Annotated in this window: 13 protein-coding genes; 12 read left to right on the top strand and 1 reads right to left on the bottom strand. The window is 72.5% G+C overall.

Translation table 11 applies throughout. The annotated features are described in order from the left end of the window. Window positions 1–294: 294 nt before the first annotated feature. The 9 genes from iolC to ACIHCM_RS32475 all read left to right on the top strand — a co-directional run bounded on the left by iolC (window position 295) and on the right by ACIHCM_RS32475 (window position 13,744). Complete coding sequence (gene iolC / locus ACIHCM_RS32515; protein ID WP_399903895.1) at window positions 295–1,287, top strand: 5-dehydro-2-deoxygluconokinase; 993 nt, start codon at window positions 295–297, stop codon at window positions 1,285–1,287. Then, a complete protein-coding gene (locus ACIHCM_RS32510; protein WP_399903892.1) occupies window positions 1,284–2,165 on the top strand; it encodes a deoxyribose-phosphate aldolase in 882 nt (293 codons plus the stop codon). The genes iolC and ACIHCM_RS32510 overlap by 4 nt, the downstream gene beginning before the upstream one ends. Window positions 2,166–2,172: 7 nt before the next feature. Further along, the gene (gene iolB, locus ACIHCM_RS32505; RefSeq protein ID WP_399903889.1) at window positions 2,173–2,985 is read left to right on the top strand and encodes a 5-deoxy-glucuronate isomerase; all 813 of its coding nucleotides are present in this window, start codon (window positions 2,173–2,175) and stop codon (window positions 2,983–2,985) included. Beyond that, window positions 2,982–4,859, top strand: coding sequence for a 3D-(3,5/4)-trihydroxycyclohexane-1,2-dione acylhydrolase (decyclizing) (gene iolD / locus ACIHCM_RS32500; RefSeq protein ID WP_399903886.1), 1,878 nt, complete (start codon window positions 2,982–2,984; stop codon window positions 4,857–4,859). Before iolB ends, iolD begins: the two co-directional genes overlap by 4 nt. Window positions 4,860–4,873: 14 nt before the next feature. Further along, on the top strand, window positions 4,874–6,376 hold the full coding sequence (gene mmsA / locus ACIHCM_RS32495) for a CoA-acylating methylmalonate-semialdehyde dehydrogenase (RefSeq protein WP_399903883.1): 1,503 nt from the start codon (window positions 4,874–4,876) through the stop codon (window positions 6,374–6,376). 121 nt (window positions 6,377–6,497) lie between these two features. Continuing rightward, window positions 6,498–9,149, top strand: a complete 2,652-nt coding sequence (locus ACIHCM_RS32490) for an alpha/beta fold hydrolase (RefSeq protein WP_399903879.1) — start codon at window positions 6,498–6,500, stop codon at window positions 9,147–9,149. Continuing rightward, window positions 9,146–10,006, top strand: coding sequence for an ABC transporter permease (locus ACIHCM_RS32485; RefSeq protein ID WP_399903876.1), 861 nt, complete (start codon window positions 9,146–9,148; stop codon window positions 10,004–10,006). The genes ACIHCM_RS32490 and ACIHCM_RS32485 overlap by 4 nt, the downstream gene beginning before the upstream one ends. Before the next feature lie 158 nt (window positions 10,007–10,164). Then, complete coding sequence (locus ACIHCM_RS32480; protein WP_399903874.1) at window positions 10,165–11,712, top strand: von Willebrand factor type A domain-containing protein; 1,548 nt, start codon at window positions 10,165–10,167, stop codon at window positions 11,710–11,712. 103 nt (window positions 11,713–11,815) lie between these two features. Further along, window positions 11,816–13,744, top strand: a complete 1,929-nt coding sequence (locus ACIHCM_RS32475) for an AMP-dependent synthetase/ligase (RefSeq protein ID WP_399903872.1) — start codon at window positions 11,816–11,818, stop codon at window positions 13,742–13,744. Window positions 13,745–13,821: 77 nt separating this feature from the next. Here ACIHCM_RS32475 and ACIHCM_RS32470 read toward each other — a convergent pair whose 3' ends face one another. After that, the gene (locus ACIHCM_RS32470) at window positions 13,822–14,217 is read right to left on the bottom strand and encodes a rodlin (protein ID WP_399903868.1); all 396 of its coding nucleotides are present in this window, start codon (window positions 14,215–14,217) and stop codon (window positions 13,822–13,824) included. Window positions 14,218–14,462: 245 nt separating this feature from the next. Between ACIHCM_RS32470 and ACIHCM_RS32465 the strand changes: the two genes are divergently transcribed. The 3 genes from ACIHCM_RS32465 to ACIHCM_RS32455 all read left to right on the top strand — a co-directional run bounded on the left by ACIHCM_RS32465 (window position 14,463) and on the right by ACIHCM_RS32455 (window position 16,593). Further along, a complete protein-coding gene (locus ACIHCM_RS32465; RefSeq protein WP_399903865.1) occupies window positions 14,463–14,858 on the top strand; it encodes a rodlin in 396 nt (131 codons plus the stop codon). A 237-nt stretch (window positions 14,859–15,095) separates the two neighbouring features. Next, entirely contained in the window at window positions 15,096–15,323 is a 228-nt protein-coding gene (gene chpD, locus ACIHCM_RS32460) for a chaplin ChpD (protein WP_399903862.1), read from the top strand. 106 nt (window positions 15,324–15,429) lie between these two features. Further along, the gene (locus ACIHCM_RS32455) at window positions 15,430–16,593 is read left to right on the top strand and encodes a chaplin family protein (RefSeq protein ID WP_399903859.1); all 1,164 of its coding nucleotides are present in this window, start codon (window positions 15,430–15,432) and stop codon (window positions 16,591–16,593) included. The last annotated feature ends 3 nt before the right edge of the window (window positions 16,594–16,596 follow it).

Here is a 16,596-nt window from a genome sequence, read left to right as displayed (position 1 = left end):
AACGACGGAGAGTGACGGCAGGAGTACGGCTGTGGTCCGGGTGTGACGCGCAGCCCGCGTACACCGGACATGCGTGACAAGGGAGTGGCGTTTGTGACAGACGTGAAGCAAAGGAGCGCGCGGCGATGCCGGGCGAGGCGCGTTGACAGGGCCGTCCCCCCGGCTTCCCGACCGGCAGGAGACAGCCACTGGTCCGAATGTCCGGACAAACTATTGACAGGCCTCCCGCACGGAGACTAGAAACCGGGAGAGAGCCGCCGACGGAGGCGAGACGGGGAACGCGAAGGGATCTCGATGGCGTACGACCTGATCACCATGGGGCGGATCGGCGTGGACCTCTACCCGCTGCAGACCGGCGTCCCGCTTTCACAGGTGACGTCCTTCGGGAAGTTCCTCGGCGGATCCGCGGCCAACGTCGCCGTGGCCGCCGCCCGTCTGGGCCGCCGTACCGCGGTGATCACCCGGACCGGCGACGACCCGTTCGGCACCTATCTGCACGAGGGGCTGCGCGGCTTCGGCGTCGACGACCGCTGGGTCACGCCCGTGCCCGGACTGCCGACCCCGGTGACCTTCTGCGAGGTCTTCCCGCCGGACGACTTCCCGCTCTACTTCTACCGGCAGCCCAAGGCCCCGGACCTGGAGATCGATGCCCATGAGCTCGACCTCGACGCCGTCCACGCGGCGCACATCTTCTGGGTCACCGGCACCGGCCTGAGCGAGGAGCCCAGCCGCACGGCGACGCTCGCGGCCCTCGCCCATCGCGACAGGTCCGGCACCACGGTCTTCGACCTCGACTGGCGCCCCATGTTCTGGCGGGACCCGGAGACGGCCCGCCCCTTCTACGCCGAGGCCCTGAAGCACGCGACCGTCGCCGTCGGCAATCTCGACGAGGTGGAGATCGCCACCGGCGTCCGCGAACCGCACGCGGCAGCGGCGGCGCTCCTCGACGCGGGCGTGTCCGTGGCCGTCGTCAAGCAGGGACCCAAGGGCGTCCTCGCCGTCAGCGGCGCGGGCGAGTCCGTCGAGGTCCCGCCGCTGCCGGTCGAGGTCCTCAACGGCCTCGGTGCCGGCGACGCCTTCGGCGGCTCGCTCTGCCACGGCCTGCTGGCCGGCTGGGACCTGGAGAAGACCATGCGGCACGCCAACGCCGCCGGCGCCATCGTCGCCTCCCGTCTGGAGTGCTCCTCCGCGATGCCCACCCAGGCAGAGGTGGCCGCGGCCCTCAGCGCGGGCGCCGTGCGCGCCGGCACCCCGGACCCCGCCGGCCGGACGGGAGCCTCCCGGTGACCGTCGACATCGCTGACCTCGTCCGCACCCGCACCCACCGGCCCGAGGCGATCGCCGAGGCCGCCGCCCGCCGCGTCCGCCGCCCGCTGGTCGACGCCGGCGGCCGCCTCATGATCGTCGCCGCCGACCACCCGGCCCGTGGCGCGCTCGGCGTCGGCGACCGCAAGATGGCCATGGCCAACCGCGGCGACCTGCTCGAGCGCCTCTGCCTCGCCCTCGGCCGTCCCGGCGTCGACGGGGTCCTCGCCACCGCCGACATCCTCGACGACCTGCTGCTGCTCGGCGCCCTCGACGGCAAGGTCGTCATGGGCTCCATGAACCGCGGCGGCCTCCAGGGCGCCCGCTTCGAGCTCGACGACCGCTTCACCGGCCACCGCCCCGAGGACATCCAGCGCCTCGGCTTCGACGCCGGCAAGCTGCTGCTGCGCATCGACTACGACGACCCGGGCTCGCTGACCACCCTGGAGTCCACCGCCCGGGCCATCGACGCCATGGCGGCCCGCAGACTGCCGGTCTTCGTCGAGCCGTTCATCAGCCGCCGCGACACCGGCGGCCGGCTGCGCAACGACCTGTCCGCCGACGCGGTGACCCGGTCCATCGCCATCGCCTCGGGTCTCGGCGGCAGTTCGGCGTACACCTGGCTGAAGGTCCCGGTCACCGAGAACCCCGACGACATGGCCCGGGTCATGGCGACCACGACCCTGCCCGCCGTGCTGCTCGGCGGCGACGTCGGGGACGACCAGGACAGCGCGTACGAGAAGTGGCGCGGCGCCCTCCAGCTCCCCACCGTGCGGGGGCTGGTGGCCGGCCGTTCGCTGCTGTACCCGGCGGACGGCGACGTGGCCGCCGCCGTGGACACCGCCGCAGGACTGCTGTGAGGGCCGCATGAGCAACGAGTTGTACGTCCCGAAGGGCGCCACCGCTGACGCGTACTACGCGCTCGACATCGACCCGAAGCGGGCCGGCTGGACCTACAGCAGCCTGCGTATCGTCGAGCTGGAGGCGGGTGGCACGCACACCTTCACCACCGGGGACAGCGAGTGGATCGTGCTGCCCCTGCAAGGCGGTTGCACGGTGCGCGAGGGCGACGCGGTGTTCCAGCTGCTGGGCCGGGAGAGCGTCTTCGCGTCGGTCTCCGACTTCGCGTACGTACCCCGGGACGCCCAGGCACAGATCACCTCCGGCGCGGGAGGCCGCTTCGCCCTGGCAGGAGCGAAGTGCGAGCGACGACTCCCCGCCCGCTACGGCCCCGCGCCGGAGGTCCCCGTCGAGGAACGCGGCAGCGGCAACTGCGCCCGCCGGGTACGCAACTTCGCCTCCGCGGGCGCCTTCGCGTGCGACAAGCTCATCGCCGTCGAGGTGATCACCCCGGGCGGGAACTGGTCGTCGTACCCGCCGCACAAGCACGACGAGGACCGGCCCGGCGAGGAGTCCGAGCTGGAGGAGATCTACTACTTCGAGATCGACGGCCCGAACGGCCTCGGCTACCAGCGCGTGTTCCCCTCCCGCGAGGGCGGCGCCGACGTGCTGGCCGAGGTCCGCACCGGTGACGCCGTCCTCGTCCCCGACGGCTGGCACGGGCCGTCCATCGCGCAGCCGGGCCACGACATGTACTACCTGAACGTCATGGCGGGACCCGGCCGGACCCGGGAGTGGCGGATCTGCTTCCACCCGGACCACACGGAGGGATATCGATGACCACCAGGCTCACGGTCGCACAGGCGCTCGTACGCTTCCTGTCCGCGCAGTACACCGAGCGGGACGGCGTACGGCGGCGGCTCATCAGCGCCACCTGGGGCATCTTCGGCCACGGCAACGTCGCCGGGATCGGCCAGGCGCTCGTCGAGTACGCGGACGAGATGCCCTACCTCCAGGGCCGCAACGAGCAGGCCATGGTGCACGCGGCGGTCGGCTACGCCCGCCAGTCCGGCCGCCTGTCCACGCACGCGGTGACCACCTCCATCGGCCCGGGCGCCACGAACCTGGTCACGGGTGCCGCCCTCGCCACCATCAACCACCTCCCGGTGCTGCTGCTGCCCGGCGACATCTTCGCCGGCCGCCCCGCCGACCCGGTTCTCCAGCAGCTCGAAGTGCCGTACGCGGGCGATGTGTCGGTCAACGACAGCCTGCGCCCGGTGTCGCGGTACTTCGACCGGGTCACCCGCCCGGAGGCGCTGATCCCGGCGGCGCTCCAGGCCGTGCGGGTGCTCACCGACCCGGTGGAGACGGGCGCGGTCACGCTCGCGCTTCCGCAGGACGTGCAGGCCGAGGCGTACGACTGGCCGGAGGACTTCTTCGCCGAGCGCACCTGGGCGGTACGCCGGCCGGGCGCCGACCCGGCCGAACTCGCCGAGGCCGTCCGCACGATCAGGGCCGCCGAGCGGCCGCTGCTGATCGCCGGCGGCGGCGTCCACCACAGCCGCGCCGAGGGCGCCCTGGCGGAGTTCGCCGAGGCCACCGGCATCCCGGTCGCCTCGACCCAGGCCGGCAAGGGGTCCCTGCGGTACGACCACCCGCAGGACGTCGGCGGCATCGGCCACACCGGCACCGCCACCGCAGCAGAACTGGCCCGCACGGCCGACCTGGTGATCGGCGTGGGCACCCGCTACACCGATTTCACCACCGCCTCCGGAACGCTCTTCGCCGACCCGGGCGTCCGCTTCCTCAACCTCAACATCGCCGCCTACGACGGCCACAAGCTCGCCGGATCGCCCCTGATCGCGGACGCGCGCAGCGGCCTGGCGGAGCTGACCGAGGCGCTCGCGCTGCACGCCCACCGGGTCCCGGAGGCGTACGTCACCCGCTACACCGAGGAGAAGGCGCGCTGGGAGCGGCGCGTCGACACCGCCTACGAGGCCGCCGACCCGGCAGGGCGGCCGACACAGCCGCAGGTCCTCGGCGCGCTGGACGCGCTGGTGGACGAGACGGACGTGATCATCAACGCCGCCGGATCGATGCCGGGCGACCTGCACAAACTGTGGCGGGCCCGGTCCAGCGACCAGTACCACCTGGAGTACGGCTACTCCTGCATGGGCTACGAGATCCCGGCCGCGATCGGCGTGAAGCTGGCCGCGCCGGACCGGCCGGTGTGGGCCCTGGTCGGCGACGGCACCTACCTGATGATGCCGACGGAGATCGTCACCGCCGTGCAGGAGGGCGTCGCGATCAAGGTGCTGCTGGTGCAGAACCACGGCTACGCGTCCATCGGCGGCCTCTCCGAGGCGACCGGCGCGGAACGCTTCGGAACCGCCTACCGCTACCGGGAGGGCGACGGCACCTTCTCCGGCGCCCCGCTCCCCGTGGACCTGGCCGCCAACGCCGAGAGCCTCGGCATGCGGGTGCTGCGCGCCCGGACCGTGGGCGACCTGCGCTCCGCGCTCGCCGAGGCGCGGGCCGCGGACACTCCCACATGTGTCTACGTCGAGACCGAAACGCCCGACACAGTGTCGGGCGCGCCCGAGGCGCAGGCCTGGTGGGATGTACCCGTGGCCGAAACCGCGACCCGACCGTCCGCGATCAAGGCCCGTGAGCTGTACGAACGGCACGTCTCGACCCGACGCCGCCATCTGTGAAGGAGTAACCGGTCATGACGAAGATCGTCAACCACTGGATCGGCGGCAGGACCGCCGAAGGCGCGTCGGGCACGTTCGGGCCGGTCACGGACCCGGCGACCGGCGCGGTCACCACGAAGGTCGCCTTCGCCTCGGCCGACGAGGTGGACGCCGCGGTCGCGGCCGCCAAGGAGGCCTTCCTGACCTGGGGCCAGTCCTCGCTGGCCCAGCGCACCTCGATCCTGTTCAAGTTCCGCGCCCTGCTGGACGCGCACCGCGACGAGATCGCCGAGCTGATCACCGCCGAGCACGGCAAGGTGCACTCCGACGCCCTCGGCGAAGTGGCCCGCGGCCTGGAGATCGTCGACCTGGCCTGCGGCATCAACGTGCAGCTCAAGGGCGAGCTGTCGACGCAGGTGGCCCACCGCGTCGACGTGGCCGCCATCCGCCAGCCGCTCGGCGTGGTCGCCGGCATCACGCCGTTCAACTTCCCGGCGATGGTCCCGATGTGGATGTTCCCGCTCGCCATCGCGACCGGCAACACCTTCGTGCTGAAGCCGTCCGAGAAGGACCCGTCGGCGTCGATCAGGATCGCCGAGCTGCTGGCCGAGGCCGGTCTGCCCGACGGCGTCTTCAACGTCGTGCACGGCGACAAGGTGGCCGTCGACCGCCTCCTGGAGCACCCCGACGTCAAGGCGGTGTCCTTCGTCGGCTCCACCCCCATCGCCCGCTACATCCACACCACGGCCTCCGCGCACGGCAAGCGCGTCCAGGCCCTCGGCGGTGCCAAGAACCACATGCTCGTCCTGCCCGACGCCGATCTGGACGCGGCGGCCGACGCGGCGGTCTCGGCGGCCTACGGTTCGGCGGGCGAGCGCTGCATGGCCATCTCGGCCGTGGTGGCGGTCGGCGCGATCGGCGACGTACTGGTGGACAAGATCCGCGAGCGCGCCGAGAAGATCAAGATCGGCCCCGGCAACGACCCGACGTCCGAGATGGGCCCGCTGATCACCAAGGTCCACCGCGACAAGGTGGCCTCCTACGTCGAGGGCGCGGCGGCCGAGGGCTGCGAGGTCGTGCTCGACGGCACCGGATACACCGTCGACGGCTTCGAGGACGGCCACTGGATCGGGATCTCCCTGCTCGACAAGGTGCCGACGTCCGCGAAGGCCTACCAGGACGAGATCTTCGGCCCGGTCCTGTGCGTGCTGCGCGCGGAGACGTACGAGGAGGGCATCGCCCTCATCAACGCCTCCCCGTTCGGCAACGGCACCGCGATCTTCACCCGGGACGGCGGCGCCGCCCGCCGCTTCCAGCTGGAGGTCGAGGCCGGCATGGTCGGCGTGAACGTGCCGATCCCGGTCCCCGTCGGCTACCACTCCTTCGGCGGCTGGAAGGACTCCCTCTTCGGCGACCACCACATCTACGGCAACGACGGCACGCACTTCTACACCCGCGGCAAGGTCGTCACCACCCGCTGGCCCGACCCGGCGGACGCCCCCGCGGGCGTGGACCTGGGCTTCCCGCGCAACCACTGACCCGCCCCGCCGCGTACCGCGCTCGCGGTACGCGGCACCGGCCCCGTACTCCCGTGGGAGGGCACGGGGTTCAGCCCCTGAGCTGTCCATGGCCGGCAGGTTCGCCGCGTACCGTTGACGCATGGATCTTCGCTCGCCCGGACTGCGGGGGCTGTTGCGGCGGCCACGACGGCTGATGGCCGCCGCGGCCGCCGTCGTGGTGCTCGCCGGTGCCGGTACGTGGACGGCAGTCGCCGACGACGAGGCGCCCGCGGTGCGCCGCGCCGACCGGGTGCTGCCCGGGGCCGGCGGGGTGCGCGTCGACACCTCGTACTTCACCACCGCGGACGCCGGCCGGCGCCCCGCCGTGCTCCTGGCGCACGGCTTCGGCGGCAGCAAGGACGACGTGCGGCAGCAGGCGGAGGACCTGGCCCGCGCCGGGTACGCGGTACTGACCTGGTCGGCACGTGGCTTCGGCGGCTCGACCGGCAGGATCGGCCTGAACGACCCCCGGGGCGAGGTCGCCGATGTGTCGAAGCTGCTCGACTGGCTGGCCACGCAGCCCCAGGTCGAGCTCGACAGGTCCGGCGACCCCCGCGTCGGCATGGCCGGCGGCTCCTACGGAGGCGCGATCTCGCTGCTGACCGCGGGGTACGACGACCGGGTGGACGCCATCGCCCCGGCGATCACCTACTGGAACCTGGCCGACGCCCTCTTCCCGAACGGCGTCTTCAAGAAGCTGTGGGCCGGCGTCTTCGTCAACTCCGGCGGTGGCTGCGCCAAGTTCGAGCCGCGGCTGTGCGAGATGTACGAGCGGGTCGCCGAGTCCGGCACCCCCGACACCGAGGCACGCGAACTGCTTCAGGAGCGCTCCCCGTCGGCGATCGGCAACCGCATCGACGTCCCCACGCTGCTGGTGCAGGGCCAGTCGGACTCGCTGTTCCCGCTGGACCAGGCCGACGCCGCGGCGCGGGCCATCCGGGCCAACGGCGCCCCCGTGGACGTCGACTGGATCGCCGGCGGCCACGACGGCGGCGACATGGAGACGAGCCGGACCCAGCAGCGCGTCACGGCGTGGTTCGACCGCTACCTCAAGGACGAGAAGGGCGCCGACACGGGCCCGGCCTTCCGCGTCACCCGCACCGGAGGCGTCGACTCCACCGACGGCGAGGCCCTGCTGCGGGGCGCGAGCGCGGACACCTACCCGGGCCTGGACAGCGGGCGGCGTCCGGTGACCCTGACCGGACGCGAGCAGACGTTCGACAACCCGCCCGGCGCCGGCCCGCCCGCCGTCTCCGCCCTGCCCGGACTCGGCGCCGGCGGCGGCCTCGCGCAGCTCTCCGCGCTCGGCGTCGGCATCTCGCTCGACTTCCCGGGCCAGCACGCGCGGTTCGAGTCGGCGCCGCTGACCGAGGACCTGCGCATCACCGGATCCCCGACGGCCACCGTCCACGTCCGCTCCAGCAGCGAGGACGCCGTCCTGTTCGCCAAGGTGTACGACGTCGGCCCCGACGGCCGTCAGCAGGTCCTCCCCTCCCAGCTGGTCACGCCCGTCCGCGTCGAGGGCGCGAAGGCCGGCAAGGACGTGACGCTCACCCTCCCCGCCGTCGACTACGAGGTCGGCAAGGGCCACCGGCTGCGCCTCGTCCTCGCCTCCACCGACCTGGCGTACGCCTCCCCGGCGGCCCCGGCGACGTACACCGTCGCCCTCGAGAGCGACCTGTCGGTGCCCACGGCCCCCGGCGTGACCGCGGCGGCCGCGCCGCTGCCCGCCTGGGTGTGGTGGCTGCCGCCGACCGGTGCCGTGATCGCGCTCGCGCTGCTGCTCTCCGCTCGCCGCCGTACCGCCACACCCGCACCGGACGCTTCGCTGTCCGAGGTCCCGCTCGTGATCACCGGCCTGAGCAAGCGGTACGCGAAGTCGGCGGACCGGTACGCGGTCAAGGACCTCTCCTTCCGCGTGGAGAAGGGCCAGGTGCTCGGCCTGCTCGGCCCGAACGGCGCGGGCAAGACCACCACCCTGCGCATGCTGATGGGACTGATCCGGCCGGACGGCGGCGAGATCCGCGTCTTCGGCCACGCCATCCGCCCCGGCGCGCCCGTGCTGTCTCGGGTCGGCGCCTTCGTGGAGGGCGCGGGCTTCCTGCCGCACCTGTCCGGCCGGGAGAACCTGGAGCTGTACTGGCGGGCGACCGGCCGCCCCGCCGGGGACGCCCACCTCGACGAGGCCCTGGAGATCGCCGGCCTCGGTGACGCGCTCGCCCGCGCGGTGCGCACCTACTCGCAGGGCATGCGCCAGCGGCTCGCCATCGCGCAGGCCATGCTGGGGCTGCCGGACCTGCTCATCCTGGACGAGCCGACCAACGGCCTCGACCCGCCCCAGATCCGCGAGATGCGCGAGGTGATGATCCGTTACGCGGCCGCCGGCCGCACGGTGATCGTCTCCAGCCACCTCCTGTCGGAGGTCGAGCAGTCCTGCACGCATCTCGTGGTGATGGACCGGGGCCGGCTCGTGCAGGCGGGCCCCGTCGGCGAGATCGTCGGCTCCGGCGACACCCTCCTCGTCGGCACGGGCACCCCCGTGGAGGACCCGGTCGCCGAGAAGGTCGCCGCGCTGCCGGGCGTCGCCTCGGCCGTGGTCACCGGTGACGGGCTGCTGGTCAGGCTGGACACCGGCGGCAGCGCCTCGCGGCTGGTGGCCGAACTGGTCCGGCTGGAGGTGCCGGTCGCCTCGGTCGGCCCGCACCGCCGCCTGGAGGACGCGTTCCTCACCCTGATCGGAGGCTCCGCATGAGCACCCCCGCGCTCACCGACGTCGCGTCCGGCTACCGGGCGGGCCGCACCCTGCCCCTGCGGGTGGAGCTGGTCCGCCAGTTCAAGCGGCGCCGCACGCTGGTCATGTTCGCCGTCCTCGCCGTCCTGCCCTTCGTGCTGGTCGTCGCCTTCGCGATCGGCGGCGAGCCGGACGGCGGCGGCGACCGGATCACGCTGATGGACACGGCCACCGCGTCCGCGGCCAACTTCGCCGCCGTGAACCTGTTCGTGTCGGCGGGCTTCCTGCTGGTCATTCCGGTCGCCCTGTTCTGCGGGGACACCGTCGCCTCCGAGGCCGGCTGGTCCTCGCTGCGCTATCTGCTCGCGGCTCCCGTGCCACGGGCCCGGCTGCTGTGGTCCAAGCTCGTCGTCGGGCTCGGCCTGAGCCTGGCCGCCATGGTGCTGCTGCCCGTGGTCGCGCTGGCCGTCGGCGTCGCCGCCTACGGCTGGGGTCCGTTGCAGATCCCCACCGGGGGCGCGCTGGACGCGGGCACGGCCGCGCAACGGCTGGTGGTGGTCGTGGCGTACGTCTTCGTGTCCCAGCTGGTCACCGCGGGACTGGCGTTCTGGCTGTCCACCCGCACGGACGCGCCGCTCGGCGCGGTCGGCGGCGCGGTGGGCCTGACCATCGTCGGCAACGTCCTCGACGCCGTCACCGCCCTCGGCGACTGGCGCCACTTCCTGCCCGCGCACTGGCAGTTCGCCTGGGCGGACGCCGTGCAGCCCGAGCCGCAGTGGTTCGGCATGATCCAGGGCACCGCGATTTCCGTAACGTACGCCTTGGTGCTGTTCGCGCTGGCCTTCCGTGGTTTCGCCCGCAAGGACGTGGTGTCCTAGGTCTCCGGAAGATCACCCACCGGTCTCGGCGGCCCCGCTCCGTAGCCCCTTCGAGACGTAAGCGCAACGCTTCGTCACGCACATTCCGGCCCCCTGTGCCGTCACAGTCACTGACGTCGGCATCCGACGGCGGTCAACGGACACAGGGGGTACGCGAGATGAAGCGGTACCGGATACGACGGCTCGGCGGGGCGCTGCTCGCCCTCACCACGGCCGGCGGCCTGCTCCTCACCGGCTGCGCCGGGAGCGGTGACAGCGACAGAAGCGGCGTGGACCGGGCGGAACGGGCCGACGGCTTCCCGGCCCCCGCCCCGCCCGCCCCGGACTCCGGCGAGGTGAGCGGTGAGCAGCGCGAGGACGGCGCGGACGGCGAGTTCGCACCGGAACCCGACTACCTCTCCACCTTCGCCCTCGACGTCGACACCGCCTCGTACGGCTACGCCCGCCGCACCCTCGCGGAGGGCGGCCGGCCGCACCCGTCCACGATCCGCCCCGAGGAGTTCGTCAACAGCTTCCGCCAGGACTACGAACGCCCCGACGGCAACGGCTTCTCGGTGACCGTCGACGGCGCCCGTACCGGCGCGCGGGACTGGTCCCTGGTCCGCGTCGGCCTGGCCACGCGCCCGGCCGGGGACGACGGCGAACGCCCGCCCGCCGCCCTCACCTTCGTCCTCGACGTCTCCGGCTCGATGTCCGAGCCCGGCCGGCTGGACCTCGCCAAGGAGTCCCTCGGCGTGATGACCGACCGGCTGCGCGACGACGACTCGGTCGCGCTGGTCACCTTCAGCGACGAGGCCGAGACCGTCCTGCCGATGACCCGGCTCGGCGGCAACCGCGGCAGGATCCACGACGCCGTCTCCGGCCTGGAGGTCCAGCAGTCCACCAACCTCGGCGCGGGGGTCGAGACCGGGTACGCGACCGCCGTCGAAGGCCTGCGCGAGGGCGCGACCAACCGCGTCGTCCTCGTCTCCGACGCCCTCGCCAACACCGGCGACACCGACGCCGACACGATCCTCGCGAACATCGGCGGTGCCCGTCGCGAGCACGGCATCACCCTCTTCGGCGTGGGCGTGGGCAGCGACTACGGCGACGAGCTCATGGAACGCCTCGCCGACCGGGGCGACGGCCACACGACCTACGTCTCGACGGCGGAGGAGGCCCGTGAGGTCTTCTGCGAGGAACTCCCGCAGCATGTCGACCTCACCGCCCGCGACGCCAAGGCACAGGTCGCCTTCGACCCGGCTACCGTCGACCGGTTCCGCCTGATCGGGTACGAGAACCGCGAGGTCGCCGACGAGGACTTCCGTAACGACCGCGTCGACGGCGGCGAGGTGGGCCCCGGCCACACGGTCACCGCCCTGTACGCCGTCCGCACCAGGCCGGGCGCGGAAGGCCACCTCGCCACGGCCACCGTCCGCTGGCTCGATCCCGCCACCCGCGCCCCGCACGAGGAGTCGGGCCGGCTCGAGACGGCGGCCCTGGACGACTCCGTGCGCGGCGCGTCCCCCCGCTTCCAGGTCGCGGCGGTGGCCGCCTACTTCGCCGACGCCCTGCGCCGCGAGGACACCCGCTACGCCCCGCTGCCCGGCGCACCGGGGATGCGCGAACTCGCCCGGCAGGCGGACGATCTGGCGCGGCGGACCGAGGACGAGGCGGTACGGGAGCTGGCGTCGGCCATCGAGCAGGCCGCGGCCATCGCGTACTGACACCGGCCGCCCGGCGGGCCGGAGCGCGACCGCTTGACCTTTCCTTACTTCCGGGTAAGTTGACCTTGCGTCAACACCGTGCACCGGCAACACGGGAGCCGCCATGGGCGTACGCAGGGATCTGAAGCGGGCCAAGCAGCGCACCGACCTGGCGGCCCGCGCCGAGGTCGAGCTGACCAGGGACGAGGCCGGCACCGTGCGGGAGGCGTACACCCCGCCGATGGCCGAGCCCCTCACCACCGGCAGCATCGCCGACATCCCGTACACGAACGCGGCCGAGGCCCCCGGCGCGGTGGTGCTGCGGCGCAGGACCGCGGACGGCGGCTGGGCCCCGGTCACCGCCGCGGCCTTCGCCCAGGAGGTCACCGCCGTCGCCAAGGGCCTGATCGCCGCCGGTCTCGAACCCGGCGGCCGGGTCGCCGTCATGTCCCGCACCCGGTACGAGTGGACGGTCCTGGACTTCGCCGTCTGGGCGGCCGGCGGCCGGACCGTCCCGGTCTACCCCACGTCCTCCGCGCCGCAGGTCGACTGGATCGTCCGTGACTCGGGCGCCCGGCACGTCGTCACCGAGACGGCCGGGAACGCCGCCACCGTCGTCTCCGGCACGGCGGGGCACACCCACCCGCCCCGCGTCTGGCAGCTCGACGCCGACGCCCTCACCGACCTCATCACCCTCGGCGAGCACCTCCCCGACGAGGAGGTCACCGAGCGCCGTACCGCCCTCACCCCCGGCACGGCCGCGACGATCTGCTACACCTCGGGCACCACCGGCCGGCCCAAGGGCTGCGTCCTCACCCACGCCAACCTGCACGCGGAGGCCGCGAACACCGTCGAGCTGCTCCACCCGGTCTTCAAGGCGGTCACCCGCCGGACCGCCTCGACGCTCCTCTTCCTCCCGCTCGCCCACATACTGGGCCGCACCCTCCAGATCGCCTGCCTGCTGGCCCGCATCGAGATCGGCCACTGCCCGAGCGTGAAGCCGGACGAACTCCGCCCGCTGCTGAAGGAGTTCCGGCCCACCTTCCTCGTCGGCGTCCCGTACCTGTTCGAGAAGATCCACGACACCGCCCGCGCCACCGCCGAGAAGATCGGCCGCGGGGCCTCCTTCGACCGTGCCGACCGCACGGCCGTCCGCTTCGCTCAGGCGCACCTGAGGAAGTTCCTGGGCACCGGCAAGGGCCCCGGCCCGGGCCTCTACGCCGCCTGGGCGCTGTACGACCTGCTGGTCTACCGCCGTATCCGCAAGGAACTCGGCGGCCGGCTGCGCTACGCCATCAGCGGCGGCTCCCCCCTCGACCGCGACCTCACCCTCTTCTTCCACGCCGCCGGAATCGTCGTCTACGAGGGCTACGGCCTGACCGAGACCACCGCCGCCGCGACCATCGTCCCGCCCCTCGAACCCCGCCCCGGCACGGTCGGCCCGCCGGTCCCCGGCACCGCCGTCCGGATCGCGGCCGACGGCGAGGTGCTGATCAGGGGCGGCATCGTCTTCGAGGCCTACTGGAACAACCCGCAGGCCACCGACGCGGTCCTCAGCGGCGGCTGGTTCGCCACCGGCGATCTCGGCTCCCTCGACCAGGACGGCTGTCTCACCATCACGGGCCGCAAGAAGGACATCCTCGTCACCTCCGGCGGCAAGAACGTCTCCCCGTCGATCCTGGAGGACCGCCTGCGCAGCCGCTCACCGATCGGCCAGTGCCTGGTCGTCGGCGACAACCGCCCCTACGTCGGTGCCCTGATCACCCTCGACCCCGACGCCGTCGCCCACTGGCTGGCCGTCCACAAGATGCCCCGGGACACTCCCCTGTCCGCGATCCGCCAGGACCCGCGCCTGCGCGCCGCCGTCCAGCGGGCCGTCGACCACGCCAACGAGGCCGTCTCCCGCGCCGAGTCGATCCGTGCCTTCACCCTGGTCGAGGGCGAGTTCACCGAGGAGAACGGCATGCTGACCCCCTCCCTGAAGGTCAAACGGCACGCCGTGACGACCGCGTACGCGAAGGAGATCGAGGCGCTGTACGCGCCCGGCGGCTGACACACCCCGCACACGGGGGCAGGCATACGAAGAGGGCGGGCCGCCGGGATGCTCGGCGGCCCGCCCTCAGGACGATGTCACTCGCCGTTGGCCGACAGGACCGACACGTCCTCCAGCAGGTGCGCCAGCGCGCCGTCGCGCTTGGCGTTGGTGGAGTTCTCCGCACACTGCTGCTGCGTGTGGTCCGACAGGATCGGGATGTCCTGGATCGGGACGGCGCCCAGGGCGCCTACGCCGACGGGCAGGTCGTTCACGGCGAGGCAGGGCTTGTTGAAGGAGCCCTGGATCAGCGCCATCTGCGGGCTCATGTTCCCGTGCGTGGCCGAGTTGCCGAAGCTCTGCAGCGCGGCGTTGCCGTTCGCGGCGGTCGGGCCGCTGTCGTCACCGACCGCAAGCGCCTGCGGGGCCGCGGCAGCGGAGGCGCCCATGACGGAAGCTGCGATCGCAGCGGTGGCAAAAACCTTCTTGATCATGGCCAGTCCTTTCTTAGGAAACCCCGTCCCCGGAGCGTTCTGGACAACTGTGCTCGCCCTGCGCGGTTTCTCCCGATCACCCTCTCGGTCGACACCTGAGCTCTTTGTGTGTTCGTCGTTCCCGGTGATTATCAGGCGTTTGGACGGATGGGCCGGGCCAACCGGGTGAACGGCCGCAACCAATCATCCGGGCCTGGGTTGATGAGGCCGTAGGACATGCGTCGCTACGAGGAAAGGAACGCGAAGTGCTCAAGAAGGCAATGGTCGCCGCGGCGGCCGCCGCTTCCGTCATCGGTATGTCGGTTGCGGCCGCTCCCCACGCGCTTGCCGTCGGGGACGACTCCGGGCCGTCCGTGGCCAACGGAAACGGCGCGTCGTCGTCGTTCGGCAACTCGGCGACCAAGGGCGACATGAGCCCCCAGCTCTCGCTGGTCGACGGGTCGCTCAACAAGCCCTGCCTCGCCGTGCAGGACGTCCCCGTCGGCGTCGCGGGCGCCATCGGTCTGGTGGCCCAGGACATCCCGGTCCTGTCCGACCACACGCAGCAGCAGTGCGCGGACAACTCCACGAACACCAAGCGTGACGCCGCGCTGAGCCACATCCTGGAGGACCTGTCGGTCCTTTCGGCGAACGGCGACTGAGCCGTCCTTCGCGCAGCCCGGGCGGTCCGCTGATTCCCCCAGCGGACCGCCCGGCGGCGTACTGGAAAGAAGTTATTTACCGAGCAATCGAGTGAATTCAGTGGTGTTACCCGTTCCATAGTTTCTTCGGCTGTCAATTTCTCGTTTGCAGGCTGCAGGTCATGGTGCGAGCCGTACAAGCTGTGCTCGCTCGGTCTCGGCCGTCCAAAAGGCATGACCGCAGAGAAGGGAAAGTTCATGAAGAAGAGCGCTGCTCTCGTCGCGGGCGCGATCATGGCTCTCGGGATGGCCGCCCCGGCCTTCGCCGACTCCGGCGCCGAGGGTGCTGCCGTCGGTTCCCCGGGTGTGCTGTCCGGCAACGTGGTCCAGGTTCCCGTGCACGTTCCGGTCAACGTGTGCGGCAACACCATCAACGTGATCGCGGCGCTGAACCCGGCGTTCGGCAACTACTGCAAGAACGACTGACGGCGTAACGCACCAGCCGCTCGGCTGCGCCACGGCCGGCCTTGGACGACTTCACTCTTCGCCAAGGCCGGCCTTTCCCTCTCCTCCGAGCAGGAAGACAACGAGATTGCGAAAGAGCCTGGGTAAGGGAGTGGTCGCGGCGGCTGCCGCGACGAGCATGCTGTCCCTGTGCGGCAGCGCCGCCCTCGCCGACTCGACGGCGGGCGGGGCGGCCAAGAGTTCGCCGGGTGTGGCCTCGAGCAGCACCCTCGAGGCCCCGGTCGACCTACCGGTCAACACCTGCGGTGACGCCGCCGACGGGGCCGCCGGTCTGAACCCGGCCTTCGGCGGCTCCTGCGACGAGGAAGCGGACTCGTCCGGGACGGCCGGGGCGTTCGATCACGAGAAGTTCTCCGAGGACCTCCAGCAGGACGTCTACGCGGATGCCGCTCCCGCCGAGAACCGCTCCATGGACCGCACCGTGGCCGAGGAGGCCGAGGAGGCCGAGGTGGCCGAGACCGGGCAGGGCGCCGGCTCGACCTCCGGCAGCGCCACCGACACGTCCGGGAGCACGGCCCTCGACATGGCGCAGGACACGGCCACCGCGGCGTCCGGGAGCAAGACTCCCGGCACGGCGGACGACACGGCCACGGACATGCCGGCGAGCACGGCCACCGGCACGGCGGACGACACGGCCACGGACATGCCGGGGACCACGGCCACCGGCACGGCGGAGGACGCGGCCGCCGGGACGTCCGGGAGCACGGCCGACAACGCGTCAGAGGACATGCCGGGGGCGCCGGGTACCGACGGGACGTCCGACGGTTCCGGAGCAGGCCTGGGCAGCAGCCTCACCGACGACCTGCTCAGCGGTTACGGCTACGGCTCCGGTGACGCCGGCGGTTACGGCTACGGCTCCGGCTCCGGTGACGCCGGCGGTTACGGCTACGGCTACGGCGACGGTGCCGGCTACGGCTACGGCGAGGAAGGTGGATACGGCGACACCCCCACGACGCCGCCTCCGGCCACGACGCCGCCCCCGTCGACGCCGCCCCCGTCGACGCCGCCCCCGAGCCAGCCTCCGGTCAGCACACCGCCCCCGCCACCGACCCCGAGCGAGCCGCCGGCGCCCACGGGCACACCCCCCACCGACGGCGAGAACCCGGAGCACCCGCCGTCCCTGCCCGAAACCGGCACCGAGGCCGTACTGGCCGCCTCGGGCGCCGGGGCCGCGATGATCCTGGGCGGTGCGCTGCTCTTCCGGCGCGGCCGCGCCGGGCACCGCAGGTAGCAC

Origin of the sequence: Streptomyces sp. NPDC052023, from assembly GCF_044548465.1 — a bacterium.
GTDB lineage: Bacteria > Actinomycetota > Actinomycetes > Streptomycetales > Streptomycetaceae > Streptomyces.
This window is presented reverse-complemented; position numbering and strand designations above follow the sequence as displayed.

What these genes read in the sequence shown, in the direction of transcription:
- ACIHCM_RS32470 (WP_399903868.1), bottom strand. Translation starts at nt 14,217, where the DNA reads ATGATCAAGAAGGTTTTTGCCACCGCTGCGATCGCAGCTTCCGTCATG.
- iolC (WP_399903895.1), top strand. Translation starts at nt 295, where the DNA reads ATGGCGTACGACCTGATCACCATGGGGCGGATCGGCGTGGACCTCTAC.
- ACIHCM_RS32485 (WP_399903876.1), top strand. Translation starts at nt 9,146, where the DNA reads ATGAGCACCCCCGCGCTCACCGACGTCGCGTCCGGCTACCGGGCGGGC.
- chpD (WP_399903862.1), top strand. Translation starts at nt 15,096, where the DNA reads ATGAAGAAGAGCGCTGCTCTCGTCGCGGGCGCGATCATGGCTCTCGGG.
- ACIHCM_RS32475 (WP_399903872.1), top strand. Translation starts at nt 11,816, where the DNA reads ATGGGCGTACGCAGGGATCTGAAGCGGGCCAAGCAGCGCACCGACCTG.
- ACIHCM_RS32480 (WP_399903874.1), top strand. Translation starts at nt 10,165, where the DNA reads ATGAAGCGGTACCGGATACGACGGCTCGGCGGGGCGCTGCTCGCCCTC.
- ACIHCM_RS32490 (WP_399903879.1), top strand. Translation starts at nt 6,498, where the DNA reads ATGGATCTTCGCTCGCCCGGACTGCGGGGGCTGTTGCGGCGGCCACGA.
- iolD (WP_399903886.1), top strand. Translation starts at nt 2,982, where the DNA reads ATGACCACCAGGCTCACGGTCGCACAGGCGCTCGTACGCTTCCTGTCC.
- iolB (WP_399903889.1), top strand. Translation starts at nt 2,173, where the DNA reads ATGAGCAACGAGTTGTACGTCCCGAAGGGCGCCACCGCTGACGCGTAC.
- mmsA (WP_399903883.1), top strand. Translation starts at nt 4,874, where the DNA reads ATGACGAAGATCGTCAACCACTGGATCGGCGGCAGGACCGCCGAAGGC.